At 72.0% G+C, this 19,959-nt stretch carries 21 protein-coding genes; 12 read left to right on the plus strand and 9 right to left on the minus strand.

Annotation, left to right across the window (positions count from 1 at the left end; all coding sequences use genetic code 11):
* From IF655_RS23100 to IF655_RS23110, 3 genes are all read right to left on the minus strand, one after another.
* Nucleotides 1-1,172 (minus strand): NADH-quinone oxidoreductase subunit C (locus IF655_RS23100; protein ID WP_199587012.1); only part of this gene is annotated, 1,172 nt, incomplete at its 3' end.
* Nucleotides 1,169-1,792: an NADH-quinone oxidoreductase subunit B gene (locus IF655_RS23105; protein WP_199587013.1), complete on the minus strand. Its 624-nt coding sequence runs from the start codon at nt 1,790-1,792 to the stop codon at nt 1,169-1,171. The genes IF655_RS23105 and IF655_RS23100, both read right to left, overlap by 4 nt.
* On the minus strand, nt 1,783-2,211 hold the full coding sequence (locus IF655_RS23110; RefSeq protein WP_199587014.1) for an NADH-quinone oxidoreductase subunit A: 429 nt from the start codon (nt 2,209-2,211) through the stop codon (nt 1,783-1,785). The genes IF655_RS23105 and IF655_RS23110 overlap by 10 nt, the downstream gene beginning before the upstream one ends.
* A 244-nt stretch (nt 2,212-2,455) precedes the next feature.
* On the opposite strand from IF655_RS23110, the gene IF655_RS23115 reads away from it, so the two are divergent.
* Nucleotides 2,456-3,754, plus strand: coding sequence for a sensor histidine kinase (locus IF655_RS23115; RefSeq protein ID WP_199587015.1), 1,299 nt, complete (start codon nt 2,456-2,458; stop codon nt 3,752-3,754).
* A 33-nt stretch (nt 3,755-3,787) separates the two neighbouring features.
* On the opposite strand, the gene IF655_RS23120 is transcribed toward IF655_RS23115, so the two are convergent.
* Nucleotides 3,788-4,750, minus strand: a complete 963-nt coding sequence (locus tag IF655_RS23120) for an NADP-dependent oxidoreductase (RefSeq protein ID WP_242488895.1) — start codon at nt 4,748-4,750, stop codon at nt 3,788-3,790.
* A 77-nt stretch (nt 4,751-4,827) separates the two neighbouring features.
* Here IF655_RS23120 and IF655_RS23125 point away from each other — a divergent pair, with 77 nt between their 5' ends.
* The 5 genes from IF655_RS23125 (at nt 4,828) to IF655_RS23145 (ending at nt 10,796) form a co-directional block, all read left to right on the plus strand.
* Nucleotides 4,828-5,226, plus strand: coding sequence for a helix-turn-helix domain-containing protein (locus tag IF655_RS23125; protein ID WP_199587016.1), 399 nt, complete (start codon nt 4,828-4,830; stop codon nt 5,224-5,226).
* 135 nt (nt 5,227-5,361) lie between these two features.
* Entirely contained in the window at nt 5,362-6,702 is a 1,341-nt protein-coding gene (locus tag IF655_RS23130; protein WP_199587131.1) for a sensor histidine kinase, read from the plus strand.
* A gap of 118 nt (nt 6,703-6,820) precedes the next feature.
* Nucleotides 6,821-7,492, plus strand: coding sequence for a response regulator transcription factor (locus tag IF655_RS23135; protein ID WP_199587017.1), 672 nt, complete (start codon nt 6,821-6,823; stop codon nt 7,490-7,492).
* 318 nt (nt 7,493-7,810) lie between these two features.
* Complete coding sequence (locus IF655_RS23140; RefSeq protein WP_199587018.1) at nt 7,811-9,739, plus strand: 2-oxoacid:acceptor oxidoreductase subunit alpha; 1,929 nt, start codon at nt 7,811-7,813, stop codon at nt 9,737-9,739.
* Nucleotides 9,732-10,796 carry a 2-oxoacid:ferredoxin oxidoreductase subunit beta gene (locus IF655_RS23145; RefSeq protein WP_199587019.1) on the plus strand — a complete coding sequence of 355 codons (1,065 nt, stop codon included), beginning with the start codon at nt 9,732-9,734 and terminating at the stop codon, nt 10,794-10,796. Before IF655_RS23140 ends, IF655_RS23145 begins: the two co-directional genes overlap by 8 nt.
* Nucleotides 10,797-10,841: 45 nt before the next feature.
* Here the strand turns inward: IF655_RS23145 and IF655_RS23150 are convergent, their stop codons facing one another.
* Nucleotides 10,842-11,246 carry a helix-turn-helix domain-containing protein gene (locus tag IF655_RS23150; protein ID WP_199587020.1) on the minus strand — a complete coding sequence of 135 codons (405 nt, stop codon included), beginning with the start codon at nt 11,244-11,246 and terminating at the stop codon, nt 10,842-10,844.
* 99 nt (nt 11,247-11,345) lie between these two features.
* Between IF655_RS23150 and IF655_RS23155 the strand changes: the two genes are divergently transcribed.
* The 5 genes from IF655_RS23155 to ribD all read left to right on the plus strand — a co-directional run bounded on the left by IF655_RS23155 (nt 11,346) and on the right by ribD (nt 15,319).
* The gene (locus tag IF655_RS23155; protein ID WP_199587021.1) at nt 11,346-12,200 is read left to right on the plus strand and encodes an SDR family oxidoreductase; all 855 of its coding nucleotides are present in this window, start codon (nt 11,346-11,348) and stop codon (nt 12,198-12,200) included.
* Between the two features lie 113 nt (nt 12,201-12,313).
* Nucleotides 12,314-13,339, plus strand: coding sequence for an EamA family transporter RarD (gene rarD / locus IF655_RS23160; protein ID WP_199587022.1), 1,026 nt, complete (start codon nt 12,314-12,316; stop codon nt 13,337-13,339).
* 129 nt (nt 13,340-13,468) lie between these two features.
* Complete coding sequence (locus tag IF655_RS23165) at nt 13,469-13,939, plus strand: VOC family protein (protein WP_199587023.1); 471 nt, start codon at nt 13,469-13,471, stop codon at nt 13,937-13,939.
* A gap of 197 nt (nt 13,940-14,136) precedes the next feature.
* A complete protein-coding gene (locus IF655_RS23170) occupies nt 14,137-14,457 on the plus strand; it encodes a hypothetical protein (RefSeq protein ID WP_199587024.1) in 321 nt (106 codons plus the stop codon).
* A gap of 10 nt (nt 14,458-14,467) precedes the next feature.
* Entirely contained in the window at nt 14,468-15,319 is an 852-nt protein-coding gene (gene ribD / locus IF655_RS23175) for a bifunctional diaminohydroxyphosphoribosylaminopyrimidine deaminase/5-amino-6-(5-phosphoribosylamino)uracil reductase RibD (RefSeq protein WP_199587025.1), read from the plus strand.
* Here the strand turns inward: ribD and IF655_RS23180 are convergent.
* Nucleotides 15,316-15,918, minus strand: a complete 603-nt coding sequence (locus IF655_RS23180) for a hypothetical protein (RefSeq protein ID WP_199587026.1) — start codon at nt 15,916-15,918, stop codon at nt 15,316-15,318. The genes ribD and IF655_RS23180 overlap by 4 nt on opposite strands.
* 232 nt (nt 15,919-16,150) lie before the next feature.
* Here IF655_RS23180 and IF655_RS23185 point away from each other — a divergent pair, with 232 nt between their 5' ends.
* Nucleotides 16,151-16,738, plus strand: coding sequence for a flavodoxin family protein (locus IF655_RS23185; protein WP_199587027.1), 588 nt, complete (start codon nt 16,151-16,153; stop codon nt 16,736-16,738).
* Nucleotides 16,739-16,750: 12 nt separating this feature from the next.
* Here the strand turns inward: IF655_RS23185 and IF655_RS23190 are convergent, their stop codons facing one another.
* The 3 genes from IF655_RS23190 to IF655_RS23200 are packed head-to-tail and all read right to left on the minus strand — an operon-like array spanning nt 16,751 to nt 19,843.
* The gene (locus IF655_RS23190; RefSeq protein ID WP_199587028.1) at nt 16,751-17,620 is read right to left on the minus strand and encodes an ABC transporter permease; all 870 of its coding nucleotides are present in this window, start codon (nt 17,618-17,620) and stop codon (nt 16,751-16,753) included.
* Nucleotides 17,607-18,614, minus strand: coding sequence for an ABC transporter ATP-binding protein (locus IF655_RS23195; RefSeq protein ID WP_199587132.1), 1,008 nt, complete (start codon nt 18,612-18,614; stop codon nt 17,607-17,609). The genes IF655_RS23190 and IF655_RS23195 overlap by 14 nt, the downstream gene beginning before the upstream one ends.
* A gap of 41 nt (nt 18,615-18,655) precedes the next feature.
* The gene (locus IF655_RS23200; RefSeq protein WP_199587029.1) at nt 18,656-19,843 is read right to left on the minus strand and encodes a DUF2092 domain-containing protein; all 1,188 of its coding nucleotides are present in this window, start codon (nt 19,841-19,843) and stop codon (nt 18,656-18,658) included.
* Nucleotides 19,844-19,959 lie beyond the last annotated feature (116 nt).

A 19,959-nucleotide genomic window follows, 5' to 3' on the forward strand; every position in this document is an offset into this window, starting at 1 on the left:
GGTGCCTCGGGTGTCTCCGGTGCGGGCTCCGGGTCCTCTGTCTGGCTCACCGAGCCGTCGCTCGCGCTCCGGGTGCGGCGGGGTCGGGCGGGGGTGCGGGGCTCCTCCGGTGCCTCGGGTGTCTCCGGTGCGGGCTCCGGGTCCTCTGTCTGGCTCACCGAGCCGTCGCTCGCGCTCCGGGTGCGACGGGGTCGGGCGGGGGTGCCTGCGGCGACCTCGCCGGTGGACGGGGCGTCAGCGGGGTTGGCGGTGCCAGCCGTTTCGCCCACCGATCCGGTGCCGTCGGCGCCACCCGCCGATCCAGCCCCGGTGTCCCCAGCAGCCTCCGTCGCCCCCGCGATCTGGCTCACCGAGCCGTCCGAGGCGGAGCGGGAACGGCGCACCGGACGCTCCGCCGGTGCGGAAGCGTCCTGGCTCACCGAGCCTTCCGACGCAGAACGCGTACGCCGCTCCGTCGCCGGAGGCGTCTGGCTGGCCGAGCCCTCCGACGCCGAGCGTGTGCGACGTGCCGGGCGGTCCGCCGCCGCGGACTCCGCGCCGGGGGAGCCCTCCGTGGCCGAGCGGGTGCGGCGGGCGGGGCGTTCGCGGGTCGGGGCAGGAGGGAGCTGGCCCTTCAGGGGGCCCCATTCGTTGGGGTCCGGGACGCCCGGGGGGAGCATCTGGCGGCGCTTGGGGGTGCCGTGTTCCGACTCGCCGGGTTCCTTGGCGCCGGGCCATGCCTTGGCGACGCGGGCGGCGAGGACGAAGTCCTTGCGGAGGGGGTGACCCTCGAAGTTCTCGGGGAGGAGGAGGTGTTCGAGTCCGGGGTGGCCCGTGAAGTCGACGCCGAACATCTCGTGGGTCTCGCGCTCGTGCCAGGCGGCACCCGCGTAGACGCCGACGGCGGACGGCAGGACCGGCGCCGCGTGCGGCACGGTCGTACGGACGAGCAGGCGCCGTACGGGACCCAGGGCCACCACGTGCGCGGAGACCCGGAAACCCGTGCCGGGCTCGTCCACCGCGCTCAGCCAGTCGAAGTACGTGCAGGTCAGGGTCGTACGCGCCGTTTCCAGGGCGTCGAGCCAGGCGTCCGGGGCGACGTCCACCGTGAGGACGTCGTACGACTCCTCCGCCGTGGCCCCCGGTCCGAACAGTTCCTCGGTGTCGGCGGGCAGCCAGCCGGTCGTCGTCATCGCGCGTCCCCCTGGACAGGGGCGGCGGGCGGCTTGACCAGACCGCTCTGGAGGGCGGCGGCGGAGGGCCTGGCGGAGCCGTACCGCTCGCCCAGCGACTCGCGCGCGATCTTCTCCTGGAGCTTGAGGATGCCCTGGAGGAGCGCCTCGGGGCGCGGCGGGCAGCCGGGGACGTACACGTCGACCGGGATGATCTGGTCGACGCCCTTGGTGACGGAGTACGAGTCCCAGTACGGTCCGCCGCAGTTGGAGCAGGCGCCGAAGGAGATGACGTACTTCGGCTCGGGCATCTGCTCGTAGAGCCGCTTCACGGCGGGCGCCATCTTGTCGGTGACCGTGCCGGAGACGACCATCAGGTCCGCCTGGCGGGGACCCGGCGCGAAGGGGATGACGCCGAGGCGGATGAAGTCGTGCCGGGCCATCGACGCGGCGATGAACTCGATCGCGCAGCAGGCGAGACCGAAGTTGAAGACCCAGAGGGAGTAGCGGCGGCCCCAGTTGAGGACGACCTTCATCGGCTCGGGGGCGAGCCGGGCGAGCGCGCCGAGCCGCTTCGGCTCGGGCAGCGGCACCGGCTCGGCGGAGGCGGCGGCGGAGGTCGCGGCCGGGTTCACGTCCATGTCAGGACGCCCTTCTTGTATGCGTACAGCAGGCCGACGGCGAGGAAGCCCAGGAAGATGAACATCTCCACGAGGGTCGTCGCGCCATAGCCGGGGGCGGCGAAGACCGTCGCCCAGGGGAACAGGAAGATCGAGTCGACGGCGAAGATCACGTAGAGGAACGCGTACACGTAGTAGCGGACCTGGGTGTGCGCCCAGCCCTCGCCGACCGGGTCGACGCCGCACTCGTACGTCATGAGCTTCTCGGGGGTGGGAACGACCGGCCGCAGCAGCCGTCCCGCGCCGAAGGCGACCGCGACGAAGAGCACGCCGACGACGGCGAGCAGCCCCACGACCGAGTACGACCCGAAGTACGACCCGGGGTGGTCCGCCGCGAGGCTGGCCGCGGCGACCGTCGAGTCCCCCAACGTCTCCCGCACCGTCCTTCTCCTCGCTCCCTGACCTGTGTGATCCGCGTGCCCTGGGTGACCCCTGTGAACCGCGTGACGTGACGCGATCCGAGGGTCTGTATGCACGGGAGTCTAGGCCCTGGCAAAGGAGCGGTAAGCAGGTCGTCACGCGCTGAGAGGGGCGGGAAGGGGCGCGGGGTGGGGTTTTCCCCCGGGGGCGGAAGGCGGACTGCCGCATGGCGCGGGGGGTGTGGGACACGGCAGGCTGACCGCCATGACCGCTGCCGCCTCCGCCGCGAGCCGGGACGAGGGCAACGTCCGGACCGCTCACGCCCTCCCGACCGACGCCGCTCACGCCCTCCGGACCGACGCCCGTGGGACGGACCACGCCCGCCGGACCGACGCCCCCGTCTCCCCCTCCGACGCCGAACCCCTCTCCCCCGCCCGGCTCCCCTTCGGTGGCCAGACCTGGAAGGAGATCGCGTTCCTTCTGCTGAACCTGCCGGTGGCGGTGTTCGGGTTCACCTATGTCGTCACCTGCGTGTCCGTCAGCGCGGGGCTGACGGTGACGGTGCTCGGGCTGCCGCTGCTCGCGGGCTGTCTGCTGGGGGCGCGGCTGCTCGGGCGGCTGGAGCGGGCGCGGGTGGGCGGGCTGCTCGGGGTGCGGGTGCCCGAGCCGTCGCCGCTGGCGGTGCTGCGCGGACGGGACCGGAGGGCGGCGCGGCGGCTGTGGCTCGTGCTGCGTGATCCGGTGGGCTGGCGGGCGCTGCTCTACTTCTTCATCCGGCTGCCCTGGGGCATCTTCACCTTCTGCACGGTCCTGACCTCGCTGTTCGTGCTCTGGCCGGTACTGTCGTTCATCGCCCGGGGACTGACGAACGTGGACCGGGCGCTGGCCCGGGGTCTGCTGTCGCCCTCGGACGAGCTGGAGCGGCGGATAGCCGAGCTGGAGTCCGACCGGGGAGTGGTCGTGGACACGGCGGCGGCGGACCTGCGGCGCATCGAGCGGGACCTGCACGACGGGGCTCAGGCGCGCCTGGTCAACCTCGCCATGGAGCTGGGGCTCGCCAAGGAGAAGCTGCTGGAGGACCCGGAGACCGCCGCCCGCATGGTCGACGACGCCCACGGCGAGGTGAAGACCGCCCTGCGGGAGCTGCGCGACCTCGCCCGGGGCATCCACCCCGCCGTCCTCACCGACCGCGGACTCGACGCGGCGCTCTCCTCCATCGCCGCCCGCTGCACGGTCCCGGTGACCGTCACCACGGATCTCCCCACGCGCCCCGCCCCCGCCATCGAGGGCATCGCCTACTACACCGCCAGCGAACTCCTCCAGAACATCAGCAAACACAGCCGCGCCCACCACGCCACCGTCGACCTCTGGCGCACCGACGACCGCCTGATGCTCCAGGTCCGCGACGACGGCACGGGCGGCGCGACCGCCTCCCCCGGCGGCGGTCTCCACGGCCTCACCGAACGCCTCGGCGCGGTCGACGGGCTCCTCCTGATCGACTCCCCGCCGGGCGGCCCGACGACGATCACGGCGGAACTGCCGTGGCGGGACCGGATGGCGTAGACGGGACCGTACGGCGTAGGAGCGGGCGCCCGCCTAATGCGTCGAGGGCGCCAGCACCAGCCGCCCCCGCAGCCCGCCCTCCGCCAACCGCTCGTGCGCCCGTGCCGCCCCCTCCAGCGGGAGCACGTCCGCCACCCGCAACGTCAGGCCCAGCGCGGCGAGGCCGGCCAACGCCACCCCGTCCGCGCTGATCCACTGCTCATGGGTCCGGATGCCGCGCAGCGGAGGCGGCGCCGTCCCCACGGCCGCCGTGACGTACGCACCCCGCGTGCGCACGGCGGCCAGGGCCCGGATGCCGAGTCCGGCCGTGTCGAGGACGGCGTCGACCCCGCCCGGGATCACCCGCCGGACCTCGGCCGCGAGCGCGGAGGCATCCCGCCCGACGGTCCGTCCCGCACCGAGGCCGCGCACGAACTCCCTGTCCCGCGCGCCTACTTGGGCCACGACACGCAGACCGCGCCGTACCGCCAGTTCCACGGCGAAGCCGCCCACCGCCCCGGCCGCGCCGGTCACCAGCAGGGTGTCGCCGGGGGCGAGGTCCAGCGCGTCCAGGGACTGCGCGGCCGTGAGGCCGTTCAGCGGCAGGGTCGCGGCGGCCACCGGGGAGACACCGGGCGGCGTCGGCGCCACCGCCGCCGCGTCCAGCACCACGTACTCCGCATACGTCCCCAGCGACACGTCCAGCAGATCACGCAGCCCGATCACCGGCTCCCCCGGCGCGAACGCCGTCACCCCGGCCCCGGGCCGGTCGACCACGCCCGCAACGTCCCAGCCGAGGCCCGTGCACGACCGCGCCGCCATCAGCCCGCCCTCGACCAGCGCGCCGGAACGGGTGGCCAGATCGACAGGGTTGACCGTCGCCGCCTCGACCCGGATCCGTATCTGTCCGGGCCCTGGTTCCGGCAGCGGAACCGTCACCGTCTCCAGCACCTCGGTCCCGCCGTACCCCCGGGCCACCACCGCCCGCATCGTCCCGCCCGCGTTCTCAGCGCTCATGCCGCTCACCGTAGGGAGGGCTACTCTCCAGCAGGAAGTACGTACTTCGAGGTGCCCTCGGCACCGAAAGGAGAGCCATGCCCACCCGCACCGCCGCGCAGCGCAGGACCGAGGCGAAGCGCGAGTACGACGCCTACCTCGCCGAATGCCCGGCCCGCCAGCTCCTGGACCGCATCGCCGACAAGTGGGTCAGCCTCACGGTCACCGCGCTCGCCGACGGCCCGAAGCGGTACAGCGACCTGCACCGCAGGCTGGCCGGGGTGAGCCAGAAGATGCTTACCCAGACCCTCCGGCACCTGGAGCGCGACGGCCTGGTCACCCGGACCGTGACCCCCGCCGTCCCCGTCCGCGTCGACTACGCGCTCACCCCGCTCGGCCGTTCCCTCCTGCCCGTCATGCGCGCGATCAAGGGCTGGGCCGAGGACCACATGGCCGAGGTGTGGGAGGCCCGCGTCGCCTACGACGCCCGGGACTGACCCACAGCCCGCCGGAGGCCGAACGGTAGGGAAAACCCCCGCCCACCACACCGGCCCACGTCATGGCCCCGCGCCCATCCCCCGCGGGAGCCTGGAGGCACGTTCGGACAGGTGACGAGAGGACGGTTCGCGGCGATGGCCACCGAGTACGACGGACAGGGGTACCGGGTTTCCAGTGCATCCGGCGGCGGGCGGAGCCCTCGTGTGCCGGCCGGGTTGCGGGCGCCGTTCGAGGGGCGGACCTGGCGGGAGTTCGGGTATGTGCTGCTGAGCCTGCCGATCGCGATCGCGATGTTCGTGTGGGCGGTGACGGCGGTGTCGCTCGGCGCGGGGCTGCTGGTGACGTTCGTCGGGGTTCCGGTGCTGGCGCTGGGGCTTGCGGGCTGCCGGGGGTTCGGGGCGCTGGAGCGGGCGCGGGCGCGCGGGCTGCTCCGGGTCGAGGTGGCGGAGCCGGAGCCGCTGACCGTACGGGGACCCGGTGCCCTCGCCTGGATCGGCGCCGTGCTGAAGAGCGGCAGCTCCTGGCGGACCCTCCTCTTCGCGCTGCTCCGCTTCCCGTGGGCGGTGTTCTCCTTCGCGGTCGGGCTGAGCTTCTGGACGTACGGCTGGGCGCTGCTGACGTACCCGCTGTGGTTCTGGGTGTTCCCGATGTACGCCGGGCAGGGCGGCATCCAGCTCTACGGCGACGCGCACCACAGCGTGTATCTGGACAACCCCTTCGAGATCACCGTGACCGCGCTGACCGGTCTGGTGTTCACGCTGCTCACGCCGTGGGTCCTGCGGGGTCTGACCACGGTGGACGGGCTGCTGGTGCGCGGGCTGCTCGGTCCCTCGCGGCTCGCGCGGCGTGTGGAGCGGCTGGAGTCGGGGCGCGGGACGGTGGTGGACACGGCGGCGGCGGACCTGCGGCGCATCGAGCGGGATCTGCACGACGGCGCCCAGGCGCGGCTGGTCAACCTCGCCATGGACCTCGGTCTCGCGAAGGAGAAGCTGCGCGAGGACCCGGAGGCGGCTGCCCGCATGGTCGACGAGGCGCACGGCGAGGTGAAGACCGCCCTGCGGGAGCTGCGCGACCTGGCGCGGGGCATCCATCCCGCCGTCCTCACCGACCGGGGTCTCGACCCGGCGCTCTCCTCCGTCGCCAGCCGCTGCACGGTCCCGGTGACCGTCACCACCGACCTGCCGAGCCGTCCCGCCCCCGCCATCGAGGGCATCGCGTACTACACCGCCTCCGAGCTGCTCCAGAACATCAGCAAGCACAGCCGCGCCCACCGCGCCACCGTCGACCTCTGGCGCACCGACGACCGGCTGATGCTGCTGGTCACGGACGACGGTGTGGGCGGCGCCGACCCCGCCAAGGGCTCCGGACTCGCGGGTCTGTCGGCGCGCCTGGGCGCCGTGGACGGTCTGCTGGTGGTCGACTCCCCGCCCGGCGGTCCGACCCGGATCACGGCGGAACTTCCCTGGCGGGACTGAGCCGGGCGGCGACAGCACAGCCGAGGTGGAGAGACCCCCGCACCGCCCTCTTTGCTGGGATGCTGGTCCCGTGGTGGACAAGGCGTCGTGGCAACGGGCTGTGGGGGGCCGGGAGATCGTGGAGAACAGGGTGCGCGTGGTCATCGCCGAGGACTCGGTGCTGCTCAGGGAGGGGCTGACCCGGCTGCTGACCGACCGGGGTCACGAGGTGGTCGCCGGGGTCGGGGACGCGAAGGCGCTGGTCAAGACCGTCACCGAGCTGAACGCGGCGGGCGAGCTGCCGGACGTGGTGGTGGCGGACGTACGGATGCCCCCGACCCACACCGACGAGGGCGTACGCGCCGCGGTCGAGCTGCGCAAGGCGCACCCGGGGCTCGGGGTGCTGGTCCTTTCGCAGTACGTGGAGGAGCGGTACGCCACCGAGCTGCTGGCCGCGTCCAGCCGGGGCGTGGGGTATCTGCTGAAGGACCGGGTCGCCGACGTGCGCGAGTTCGTGGACGCGGTGGTCCGGGTGGCCGGGGGCGGTACGGCGCTCGACCCCGAGGTCGTCGCGCAGTTGCTCGGGCGCAGCCGCAGGCAGGATGTGCTGGCCGGGCTGACCCCGCGCGAGCGCGAGGTGCTGGGGCTGATGGCGGAGGGGCGGACGAACTCGGCGGTGGCCAAGCAGTTGGTGGTCAGCGACGGCGCGGTGGAGAAGCACGTCAGCAACATCTTCCTCAAGCTGGGGCTCGCCCCGAGCGAGGGGGACCACCGGCGGGTGCTGGCGGTGCTGACGTACCTGAACTCGTAGGGGACGTGTCCGCGCCCGTAGGGGCGCTCCCCTACGGGCGCCGTGGGGGTCACTCCTTATGGGGACTGTTCTCACGGGGACTGTTCGCGTCCGGCGCCGGGGGAACCCGGGTGAAACCAGGGGCCACCTGGGGAGTGTCTTTCGAGTGGTCCTCGGGGGTGACGGGAAATCATGAGCTGTCAGCCCGCGAGGCCGTCCCGGGGAGCCGTCCACCATGTGGATTCCCTCGGAAGGCGACCCTAACCGACGTAGGGTTGATCCTGGACGGCCGGTGGGACGGCCGCCCATGGACAGCCGCCTCGAAGGAGGTCCAGTTCAGTGACCAGCCAGGTCAGCAGCCCAGCGGAACCGGCCGACGACACGGTCGTGGGAGAGCAGCGCACACCGGGCGGCGCGAAGGACGTGCGGCGCCTGGACCGGGTGATCATCCGGTTCGCGGGGGACTCGGGTGACGGGATGCAGCTCACCGGCGACCGCTTCACCTCGGAGACCGCGTCCTTCGGCAACGACCTCTCCACGCTCCCCAACTTCCCCGCCGAGATCCGTGCCCCCGCGGGCACCCTGCCGGGTGTCTCCTCGTTCCAGCTCCACTTCGCCGACCACGACATCCTCACCCCGGGCGACGCGCCGAACGTGCTGGTCGCGATGAACCCGGCCGCGCTGAAGGCCAACATCGGCGACCTGCCGCGCGGCGCCGAGATCATCGTCAACACCGACGAGTTCACCAAGCGCGCCCTGCAGAAGGTCGGCTACGCGGGCGACCCGCTGGAGGACGGCTCGCTGGACGGCTACCAACTGCACCCGGTGCCGCTCACCACGCTCACGGTCGAGGCGCTCAAGGAGTTCGACCTCTCCCGCAAGGAGGCCGAGCGCAGCAAGAACATGTTCGCCCTCGGGCTGCTGAGCTGGATGTACCACCGCCCCACCGAGGGCACCGAGAAGTTCCTGCGCACCAAGTTCGCCAAGAAGCCGGACATCGCGGCGGCGAACATCGCCGCCTACCGCGCGGGCTGGAACTTCGGCGAGACGACCGAGGACTTCGCCGTCTCCTACGAGGTCGCCCCGGCCGCCCGCGCCTTCCCGCCGGGTCTGTACCGCAACATCTCGGGCAACCTCGCCCTGTCCTACGGGCTGATCACCGCCTCCCGGCAGGCGGATCTGCCGCTGTTCCTCGGCTCGTACCCGATCACCCCCGCCTCCGACATCCTGCACGAGCTGTCCAAACACAAGAACTTCGGTGTGCGGACCTTCCAGGCGGAGGACGAGATCGCGGGGATCGGCGCGGCGCTGGGCGCGGCGTTCGGCGGCAGCCTCGCGGTGACGACGACCAGTGGTCCGGGCGTGGCGCTCAAGAGCGAGACGATCGGGCTCGCGGTCTCGCTGGAGCTGCCGCTGCTGATCGTCGACATCCAGCGCGGTGGTCCCTCGACCGGTCTGCCGACCAAGACCGAGCAGGCCGACCTGCTCCAGGCGATGTACGGCCGCAACGGCGAGGCGCCGGTCCCGGTGGTCGCGCCGAGAACCCCGGCCGACTGCTTCGACGCGGCGCTGGAGGCGGCCCGGATCGCGCTGACCTACCGCACCCCGGTGTTCCTGCTCTCCGACGGCTACCTGGCCAACGGCTCGGAGCCGTGGCGCATCCCGGAGTCGGACGAACTCCCGGACCTGACCGTGCGGTTCGCGCAGGGTCCGAACCACACCCTGGAGGACGGCACCGAGGTCTTCTGGCCGTACAAACGCGACCCGCTGACCCTGGCCCGCCCCTGGGCGATCCCGGGCACGCCCGGTCTCGAGCACCGCATCGGCGGCATCGAGAAGCAGGACGGCACGGGCAACATCTCCTACGACCCCGCGAACCACGATCTGATGGTCCGCACCCGCCAGGCGAAGATCGACGGCATCGAGGTCCCCGACCTCCGGGTGGACGACCAGGACGGCGCCCGCACGCTGGTGCTGGGCTGGGGTTCGACGTACGGCCCGATCACGGCGGCGGTACGGCGGCTGCGCACGGCCGGCGAGCCGATCGCCCAGGCTCATCTGCGCCACCTCAACCCCTTCCCCGCCAACCTGGGCGAGGTCCTCGCGCGCTACGACAAGGTGGTGATCCCCGAGATGAACCTCGGCCAGCTCGCCACCCTGATCCGGGCGAAGTACCTGGTGGACGCGCGCTCCTACAACCAGGTCAACGGGATGCCGTTCAAGGCGGAACAGCTTGCCGCCGCGCTGAAGGAGGCCATCGATGACTGACCTGGGCAACGGGCTGCTCCAACTGGTCCCCAAGGCGGAGGCCAAGCAGTCGATGAAGGACTTCAAGTCCGACCAGGAGGTCCGCTGGTGCCCGGGGTGCGGTGACTACGCGATCCTCGCCGCCGTGCAGGGCTTCATGCCGGAGCTGGGGCTGGCGAAGGAGAACATCGTCTTCGTCTCCGGGATCGGCTGCTCCTCCCGCTTCCCCTATTACATGAACACCTACGGGATGCACTCCATCCACGGACGCGCCCCGGCCATCGCGACCGGACTCGCCGCCTCCCGGCGGGACCTGAGCGTGTGGGTGGTCACGGGCGACGGCGACGCCCTGTCCATCGGCGGCAACCATCTGATCCACGCGCTGCGCCGCAACGTCAACCTCAAGATCCTGCTGTTCAACAACCGGATCTACGGTCTGACCAAGGGGCAGTACAGCCCGACCTCCGAGCTGGGCAAGATCACCAAGTCGACGCCGATGGGCTCGCTGGACGCGCCGTTCAACCCGGTCTCGCTCGCGCTCGGCGCGGAGGCGTCCTTCGTGGCCCGCACGATCGACTCCGACCGCAAGCACCTCACCGAGGTCCTGCGGCAGGCGGCGGACCACCCCGGCACGGCGCTGATCGAGATCTACCAGAACTGCAACATCTTCAACGACGGCGCCTTCGACGCCCTCAAGGACAAGCAGCGCGCCGAGGAGGCGCTGATCCGCCTGGAGCACGGGCAGCCGGTGCGGTTCGGCGGCGCGGACGGCGAGCGCGGGGTCGTGCGCGACCGGGCGACCGGTGACCTGAAGGTCGTCGACGTCACCCCGGAGAACGAGGCGGACCTGCTGGTCCACAACGCCCACGCCGACTCCCCCACCACCGCCTTCGCGCTCTCCCGCCTGGCCGACCCCGACACCCTGCACCACACCCCGATCGGGGTGTTCCGCTCGGTGGAGCGTCCGGTCTACGACACGCTCATGTCCGACCAGCTCGACACGGCGATCGAGCAGCGGGGCAAGGGCGATCTGGCGGCGCTGCTGGCGGGCGGCGACAGTTGGACGGTCATCGGCTGAGGAACGCCGAGGTGACGGAGCCCGGGCGGGTCCGCGCGTCCGGGTTCAGGAAGCCCGGGCGGCGGACGCGGTCCGGGCTTCGTCGTACGTCCGGCGCGCCGCGTCCACCCGGTCCATGCGGTCGTGGGTCCACTGGGCCAGCGACCTGACCTGTTCGGCGGCCTCGCGGCCGAGCGGGGTGAGGGAGTAGTCCACGCGGGGCGGGATGACGGGCTGGGCGTCGCGGTGGACCAGTCCGTCGCGCTCCAGGGTCTGGAGGGTCTGGGTGAGCATCTTCTCGCTGACGCCCCGGCCGTTCCAGCGGTCGATGGCGCGGCGCAGCTCGCCGAACCGGTAGGAGCGGTCGAGCAGCTCGATCAGCACGAGGACGCCCCAGCGGCTGGTGACGTGCTCCAGGACCAGCCGGTACGGGCACTGGGCCTCGGCTTCCGCCATGTCACTTACTGCCATGCCAGTACCTTACTTCAAAGTGGGTACTTTCGCTTGGTTAGCGCCGCTCCTAGGGTGAGTGCATACCGACCCGGCTTACCGCCCTCAAGGAGCGCACCCATGAGCATCGTCGTCACCGGAGCCACCGGACACCTCGGCCGTCTGGTCGTGGAGCAGTTGCTGGAGCAGGTCCCCGCGGGGGAGATCACCGCCGTCGTACGGGACGAGGCGAAGGGCGCCGACCTCGCCGCGCGCGGGGTGCGGATCGCCGTCGCGGACTACAACGCCCCCGAGACCTTCGACGGTCTCCTCGCCCCGGGCGACAAGGTCCTGCTGATCTCGGGCAACGAGATCACCAAGGACCGCGCGGTCCAGCACCAGGTCGTCATCGACGCGGCCAAGGCTGCGGGGGTGGCGCTGCTTGCGTACACCAGCGCGCCGGGCACGCTGAACGTACGGCTGACCGACCCGCACCGGGCCACCGAGAAGGCGCTGCTCGCCTCCGGGCTGCCGTACTCGCTGCTGCGCAACGGCTGGTACCACGAGAACTACACCGAGAACCTGGCGCCGGTCCTCGCCCACGACGCGGTGGTCGCGGCGGCGGGCGACGGCCGCGTCTCCTCTGCCGCGCGCGCCGACTACGCCGCCGCGGCGGTCGCGGTGCTGACCGGCGAGGGTCACGAGAACACGACGTACGAGCTGGGCGGCGACGAGGCGTGGGGCTTCGCCGAGTACGCGGCGGAGCTGAGCCGGGCGACCGGGCGGGAGATCGCCTACCGGTCGGTCTCCGTGCCGGAGCTGGAGGCGATCCTCACCGGCGCCGGGCTGCCGGAGGCGCTCGTGACGGTGTTCGCCGAGGTGGACCAGGCGATCGAGCGGGGTGACCTGGTGGTCTCCGGCGGGGAGCTGTCGCGCCTGATCGGGCGCCCGACGACGCCGCTGGCGGTCGCGGTCGAGGCGGCGCTGAAGGACTGAATGCCCTTGCCGGGCCGCGTGTCATGACCGTATGGCGATACGGGCATGACACGCGGCCCGCGGCGGCGCTACCTTCTTCCTCGCGTGGCTGGAAATGCGAGAAGGAGGGGCCCGTGGCCGGGACGTCCAAGGGTGAGCACCGAATAGGTCTGCTGAACGGCTTCGCGGCCTACGGCATGTGGGGTCTGGTCCCCCTGTTCTGGCCGCTGCTGAAGCCCGCCGGGGCGATGGAGATCCTGGCCCACCGGATGGCGTGGTCGCTGGTGTTCGTCGCGGTCGCGCTGCTCTTCGTACGGCGCTGGGCGTGGGCCGGTGAGCTGCTGCGGCAGCCGCGCCGCCTCGCGCTGATCACGCTGGCGGCGGCGGTCATCACTGTGAACTGGGGCGTCTACATCTGGGCTGTGAACGCGGGTCACGTGGTGGAGGCGTCCCTCGGGTACTTCATCAACCCGCTGGTGACCATCGCGATGGGCGTGCTGCTGCTCAAGGAACGGCTGCGGCCGGTGCAGTGGGCGGCGGTCGGTGTGGGCTTCGCCGCCGTCGTCGTCCTGACCGTCGGCTACGGCCGTCCGCCGTGGATCTCCCTCTGTCTCGCCTTCAGCTTCGCGACGTACGGGCTGGTCAAGAAGAAGGTCGGGCTCGGCGGTGTCGAGTCGCTGGCCGCCGAGACCGCGATCCAGTTCCTGCCCGCGCTCGCCTATCTGATCTGGCTCTCCGTCCACGGCGGCGCCACCTTCACCACCGACGGTCCCGGCCACGCGGCGCTCCTCGCCTCGACCGGCATCGTCACCGCCCTCCCCCTGGTCTGCTTCGGCGCGGCCGCCATCCGCGTCCCCCTCTCCACCCTCGGCCTCCTCCAGTACCTCGCCCCCGTCTTCCAGTTCCTCCTCGGCATCCTCTACTTCCACGAGGCGATGCCCCCGGAACGCTGGGCGGGTTTCGCCCTGGTCTGGCTCGCCCTGATCCTCCTGACATGGAACGCGATGCACTCCGTGCGGAGGGCGCGGGTGGTGGCGCGGTCGGCGGGGGTGTCGGGGGCGGCGTCGTCTTCGGCGTCGGCTCCGGCGGAGGTTCCGGGGGCTTCGGCGGAGGTGGAGCCGACGGCGGCTGCGGCGGAGGCGGCTACGGCGGAGTCCTGAGCGGGCGCTTGCGGCGCGCGACCCTCCCGTAACCGCACCCGGCACCCGGGGGGGTGCCGCCGCGACGCCCCCACGCCCCGTTCCGCCGATCACCCGGCACCCGCCCACCCCCACCGCTATAAGTGGGACATGACGAACCCGTCCTCCCCCGCCCCGCTGCACTGGAAGCTCGTCATCGACGCGGCCGACCCGCACGCGCAGGCTGACTTCTGGGCCGCTGCCCTGCGTTACGAGCCCGAGGACAACAGCGCGCTGATCGAACGCCTGCTGTCCTTCGGCGCGCTCGACGGCGAGGCCACCGTGGAGTACCACGGGCACCCCGCCTTCCGTGACCTCGCGGGCGTACGCCACCCCGACGACCCCTACGACCCCGCCACGGGCACCGGTCTCGGCCGACGCCTCCTCTTCCAGCGCGTCCCCGAACCGAAGACGGGGAAGAACCGCCTCCACATCGACCTCCACCCGGGCCCCGACCACCGCGCCGAGGAGATCACCCGCCTGAAGTCCCTCGGCGCCCGCGTCCTGCGCGAGGTCTCCGAACCGGCGGGCGACTGGGTGGTCCTGGCGGATCCGGAAGGCAACGAGTTCTGCGTCAGCTAGGGCCTGTCCGGCGGATCTTCGTGGAGCAGCCCGCGGCGTCTGGTGCGTGCTCTCGGCGTGCGCCCGGATCTCCCTCGTACTGGACGTACTCGGGTGATTCGGGCGTGCGGCGAGAGTGCGTGCCAGGCGTCGCGGGCCCACGAAGATCCGCCGGACAGGCCCTAGCCGACGCGAGTGTCCCAAGGAAAGCCGAGCCCATGACCGACCACTGCTGCGAGTCGATGACCGCCCAGGTCAACACCCGCTGCCCCCACCACGCCGACCCCTTCACCTGCCCCGACGCCCTGATCGACTTCACCCCCCGCTTCCAGGAATACGCCCTGATCATCCACGACGGCGGCACCTCCAGCCTCACCATCGACTACTGCCCGTGGTGCGGCCACCGTCTCCCGGAATCGCAGCGCGACCGCTGGTACGACGAACTGGAGCACCTCGGAGTCGACCCGGCGGAGGACGAGATCCCACCGGCGTTCCAGACGGCGGACTGGCTGACGGCGCTGCCTCGTGAAGGCGTATGAACTGGACGCCATGAGGCGGGCCATCGCCATCTCCGCTCAGGGGCTCGGGTCGACGAGTCCGAATCCGCCGGTCGGGTGTGTGGTGCTCGGCAGGGACGGGCGGGTCGTGGGCGAGGGGTATCACGTGCGGAAGGGGGAGTCCCACGCCGAGGTCAACGCGCTTGAGGCGGCCGGAGGGCGGGCGGTGGGCGGTACGGCGGTGGTCACGCTGGAGCCGTGCAATCACTACGGACGTACGCCTCCTTGCCGGGAGGCGTTGATCGACGCCGGGGTCGCCCGGGTGCTGATCGCCGTGCTGGACCCGACCTCGCGCGGGGAGGGCGGGGCGGCACTGCTGCGGGCGGCGGGGGTGGAGGTGGAGCAGGGTGTGCTCGCGGACGAGGCATTGCTGGTCCTCGGGCCCTGGCTGGCTTCGCTGACGCGTGGACGGCCGTTCGTCACCTGGGTGTACGGCGCGGGAGAGGGCGAGCGGCGGAGCCCGGTGTCCGACGAGGTCCGGCGGCTGCGGCAGTCGTACGACGTGGTGATCCGGGCGAGCGGAAAGGTCGAGGAAGGGAATCCCGGTCGTCACGGGGACGGGGTTTTCCGGGTTCCCCGGCTCTCTCCGGGCGCCAGTGGGGACGAGGTGCTGAAGGTGCTCGACGGGGCAGGCGTGCGGTCCGTTCTGGTCGAGGGGGCGTCCGCCGGTTCGTCCCTCGCGGCGCTTGCCGACCGGGTGATCTGTTACCTGCCGCCCACGCCGAGCGGCGTACCGTACGCCCCACCACGGCATCCACCGGTCGCGTTGCCTGCGGGCTTCCGCCTCACCGACGTCTCGCGCGACGCGGAATATGTCCGCCTGGTGGGCGAGCGGGAGGTCTAGGTCGGGCGCCCGGCAGCTCGCGCCCGCGCCGCCAGGCGCGGTAGGCGTTCCCGCGCCGACTCCAGCAGATGCGGGTCATCTGTCGATGCCGGACCCGGTTCCGTCAGGAGGAGGGTCCAGAGGGTGGTCAGGGTGTGGCCGAGGGGGAGGGCGCTTGCCGGGTCCGGGATCGCTCGCCAGGCCGCCGCCGCGCTGAGGACGTTGGCGTAGGCGGCGGCGGGGTTGGCGGATTCGCGGTGGCGGTAGGCGAGGTTGAGGGAGAGTTCGCAGGCGTGGCGGACGTCGCCGGTCAAGTAGGCGATGTAGGCGGCGAGTTCGCCGAGGGTGAGGACCTCGGGGTGGCGGGGGCCGAGCGCGCGGGCTGCGTGGGCTGTCGTGCGGGACGCCAGGGTCGCCGCTTCCGGGATGCGGCCGTCGCGGATCGCCTCGGCTATCGGGGCGAGGGGACCGGTCAGGGAGTCGGAGAGGATTTCCTCGGCCAGGGTGTCGAAGCGGCTCGCGGGTGGGACGGGCTCGGTCTGCTGAATCGGTTCGGCAGGTAGGTGCCGCGCCGCCGGGACCGACACCGCGCGCTTCTTCTCCAGACTCAGTCCGGACATCGTTTCCTCACTCCCCCGGCGCCGCCATCCGGCCGTACGCCTCCTGTCTGCCAGTGTGCCCGGCGCTCCTCGGCCGGGCCGTCACCGGCGCGTCACAGCCTCGCATCAGCCCAGAGGGTCGGAGAGACAGAGAGACAGAGAGACGGACCTTGAGAAAGGTCGACCCGGAATAAGTGCGTGTGCATAAGATGCTTGCGTCTGTATCAGGGACCGCCACCACCCCGGGAGAACCATGAACCGCCGCTTCGTCTTCGTTCTGGGCAGCGCCCGCACCGAGGGCAACACCGAGTTCCTGGCCCGTACCGCCGCCGAGCAGCTCCCTTCCGACACGGAGCAGGAGTGGCTGCGGCTGTCCGAGCTGCCGCTGCCCGAGTTCACCGACCTGCGGCACGACAGCGATCACGTACGGCCCGCCTCGGACACCCCCGTCGGACGGCTGCTGGACGCCACCCTCGCGGCGACGGACGTGGTGATCGCCTCGCCGCTGTACTGGTACTCCGTCTCGTACCTCACCAAGCACTACCTGGACCACTGGTCGGGCTGGCTGCGCATCCCCGGGCTCGGCTTCAAGGAGCACATGGCCGGGCGGACCCTGTGGGGCGTGACGGCGCTCGCGGGCGCGAACCCCTCGGTCGCCGACCCGCTGGTGGGCACGCTCAACAACTCGGCCGCGTACATGGGGATGCGCTTCGGCGGCGTCCTGCTCGGCAACGGCAGCGCACCCGGTGACGTACGCAAGGACACCGACGCGCTGGCCCGCGCCAAGACCTTCTTCGCGGGCGACGCGCCCCTCGCCCGCTTCCCCTACCAGGACGCCTGAGCCGAAGAGCGCCTACGCCTCGATGTCCCGCGCGGTGAACCGCGCCCACGCCGCCGCGCCGAACACCGCCACGTACAGCCCCTGCAGGCCCAGGTTGCGCCACACGTCCTCCCAGGGGACGGGGTCGCGCAGCAGGTCGGCGAAGGACAGCCAGTAGTGGGAGAAGAGGTACGGCTGGAGGGCGTGCAACTGGGGCAACTGGTCGAGGATCTGGACGGTGATGAGCAGCCCGACCGTGGTCGCCATCGCCGCGATCCCGCTGTTGGTCAGCGTCGACACGAACAGACCGAGCGCCGCCACGCCGGTCAGGGACGCGGCGACGACCAGCGCGATCAGCAGGGCGCGCCCGATGCCGTCGGCGAAGGAGATCCGGGTGCCGGAGATGGTGGTGACGTCGCCCAACGGGAAGAGCAGGGCGCCGACGATCAGCGCGGTGACGGCGACGACGAGCGTGGCGAGCAGGCAGAAGGCGACGACGGTGGCGTACTTGGTCAGCAGCAGCCGGGTGCGTCCCGCCGGGGCGACCAGCAGATAGCGCAGGGTGCCCGCACTCGCCTCGCCCGCGATGGCGTCCCCGGCGACGACGCCGACGGCCATCGGCAGGAAGAACGGCAGCGTCGCGGCGAGCGCCGTGAACACCAGGAACAGTCCGTTGTTGGTGATCTGCGACAGGAAGGCAGGTCCCCCGCCGCCTCCTCCGGCCGATCCGCCGTCGCTGGTCTCGGCCTTGACCGCGATCCCGATCAGTACGGGTACGGCCGCGAGAACGGCGAGCAGTGCGAGGGTACGCCAGCGGCGCACCGTGATCACCAGCTCGCTGCGCAGCAGCCCGAGCGTCCACAGGGGGCGCGTGACCCGGTACGCCGGTTCAGCCCGCGACATCGAAACCCTCTCCGGTCAGTGCCACGAACGCGTCCTCCAGCGAGGCGCGTTCGAGCGTGAAGCCGCGGACGCGGACGCCCGCCGTCACCAGGGCCGCGTTGACCTCGGCGAGGTCCCGCGCGGGCGGCGCGCCGGTCACCCTCTCGCCCTCCACGGCGACGTCCGCGACGCCCTGTTCCTTCAGCACCCGGGCGGCGTCGACCGGGTCCGGGGTGCTCACCACGAGCCGCCCGTGCGCCCCGGCGGCCAGCTCGGCCACCGCGCCCTGGACGACCAGACGACCCCGGTTCATCACGGCGGCGTGCGTGCAGACCTGCTCGATCTCGTCGAGGAGGTGGGAGGAGAGGAACACAGTGGTGCCGTCGGAGGCCAGCTCGCGCACGAGGGTACGGATCTCCCGCATGCCCTGGGGGTCGAGCCCGTTGGTCGGCTCGTCCAGGACCAGCAGTCGGCGCGGCTGGAGCAGGGCGGCGGCGAGACCGAGGCGCTGCTTCATGCCGAGGGAGTACGCCTTCGCCTTCTTGCCGGAGGCGGCGACGAGACCGACCCGCTCCAGGGCGGCGGCGACCCGGGCGCGCCGGGTGCGGGGGTCGGCGGTGGGGTCGGCGGCGTCGTAGCGCAGGAGGTTGTCGCGCCCGGAGAGGAAGCCGTAGAGAGCCGGACCCTCGATGAGCGCGCCGACCTGGGGCAGTACGGCGCGGGTGGAACGGGGCATGGGGCGACCGAGGACGTGGGCGGTGCCGGAGGTCGGCTCGATCAGACCCATCAGCATCCGGATGGTGGTGGTCTTGCCCGAGCCGTTCGGTCCGAGGAACCCGAACACGCTGCCCGCCGGGACGCTCAGATCGAGCCCGTCCACGGCGAGCTGACCGCCGTAGCGCTTGGTGAGACGGCGGGTGGCGATCACCGGACCGGCGTCGGACGAGGTCGGGGAACCGACCTCGGACCTCCCGGGCGATCTCCCGGGCGCTTCCGCGGAGGACGGCTCGTTCATGGGCTCCCCACTCATCCTCGTCCTCCGCGGAAGCGGACCGGTCAGTGCTCGGCGTTGGCCGTCTTCAGCAGGGTCTGCTTGGTGACGGCGCCCGCGTAGACCTTGCCGTCGTCGGTGATCAGGGCGTTGACCAGGCGGGTGGAGAACACCGTGCCCTTGCCGAAGTCGCCGCTCACCTGGTCGCCGAGCGAGCCGAGGAAGCCGCCCGCCGAGCCGGAGGGCATGCCGCCCTTGGCGCCGGTGTCGAAGGTGGCGACGCTGGTCCAGCCCTTGCCGATGGTCTTGCCGCCCTGGGCCGCACCGCCGAACAGCGCGCCCGGACCCGCGGCGTGCTCCCGCTTGCCGGAGTCCTTCTCCTCGGTGACCTTCGCGCCCTTGGGCGGGGTGAAGTCGAAGGTGGAGGCGGGCGGCTTGGCGAAGGAGACCTGGGTGAAGCCGGTGTCGACGACGGGCTTGCCGCCGCTCTTCGCGGTGAGCGTGAACTTCAGCGGGGTGCCGGTCTTCGCGTCCACCGCGATGGTGACCGCGCCGACCGTGCTGCCCTGCTGCTTGGGCTTGATCTGCAGCTTGTAGGCGTCGCGCCCGGCGACCCGCTCGGTGCCGGCCACGGTCACGGAGGTGGTGTCGTCCACCGCCTTCAGGGCGTTCTTGGCGAAGTCCTGCGGGGTGCCCTGCCGCTCGTCCTCGCGCTGCTTGCCGTGCTCGTGCTGCTCGGCGGTGCCGTGGAAGACCTCGTTGCTTGCGCTGTCGTAGCCCCAGACGTCCTTGCCGTCGTGGATCAGGCTGTACTCCGCGCCGCGCTCGCGCAGCGAGAGCTTCTGCTTGTCCGGTCCGTCGGCGGCCACGCGCAGGGTGTGGGTGCCGGAGGCCAGCTCGGTGACCTTGCTGCTCGGGTCGGCGGATGAGCCGCCGTCGTGGCCGCCGCTGCCGGAGCCGAGGCTGCTCTCCAGACCGCCGAGGTCGGGCAGACCGAGGTCGGTGCTGATCTTCACCGTGCCGGACAACTGCTGGACGTCCGAGCGGGCGATCTTCTCCACGAGCTGCTGTGCGCTGATCTTCGGCAGATCGGGGTCACCGGAGTCGGCGAGTGCCGGGACCAGTCCGATCGTGGCCGCGGCCACCCCCGTCACCGCGACCGGGACGACGTACCGGACGGCCTTGCGACGGCCCGACCGCGGGTTCTCGTCCGGTGCGGTGCCCCTGGTGTCGTCGGATGCGTACGGTGCCATGTGTGCCTTACCTCCGTGTCGGCGGCGGCTGCCCCTCGCTGTAATCCACCCAGCCGCCATTCTCACCCGAATCGGTGAGGAGTGGTGGTTTCCGTGGTCACCATCAGACCAAACCG

The sequence above is a fragment of the Streptomyces sp. DSM 110735 genome (genome assembly GCF_016482685.1).
Lineage (GTDB): Bacteria > Actinomycetota > Actinomycetes > Streptomycetales > Streptomycetaceae > Streptomyces.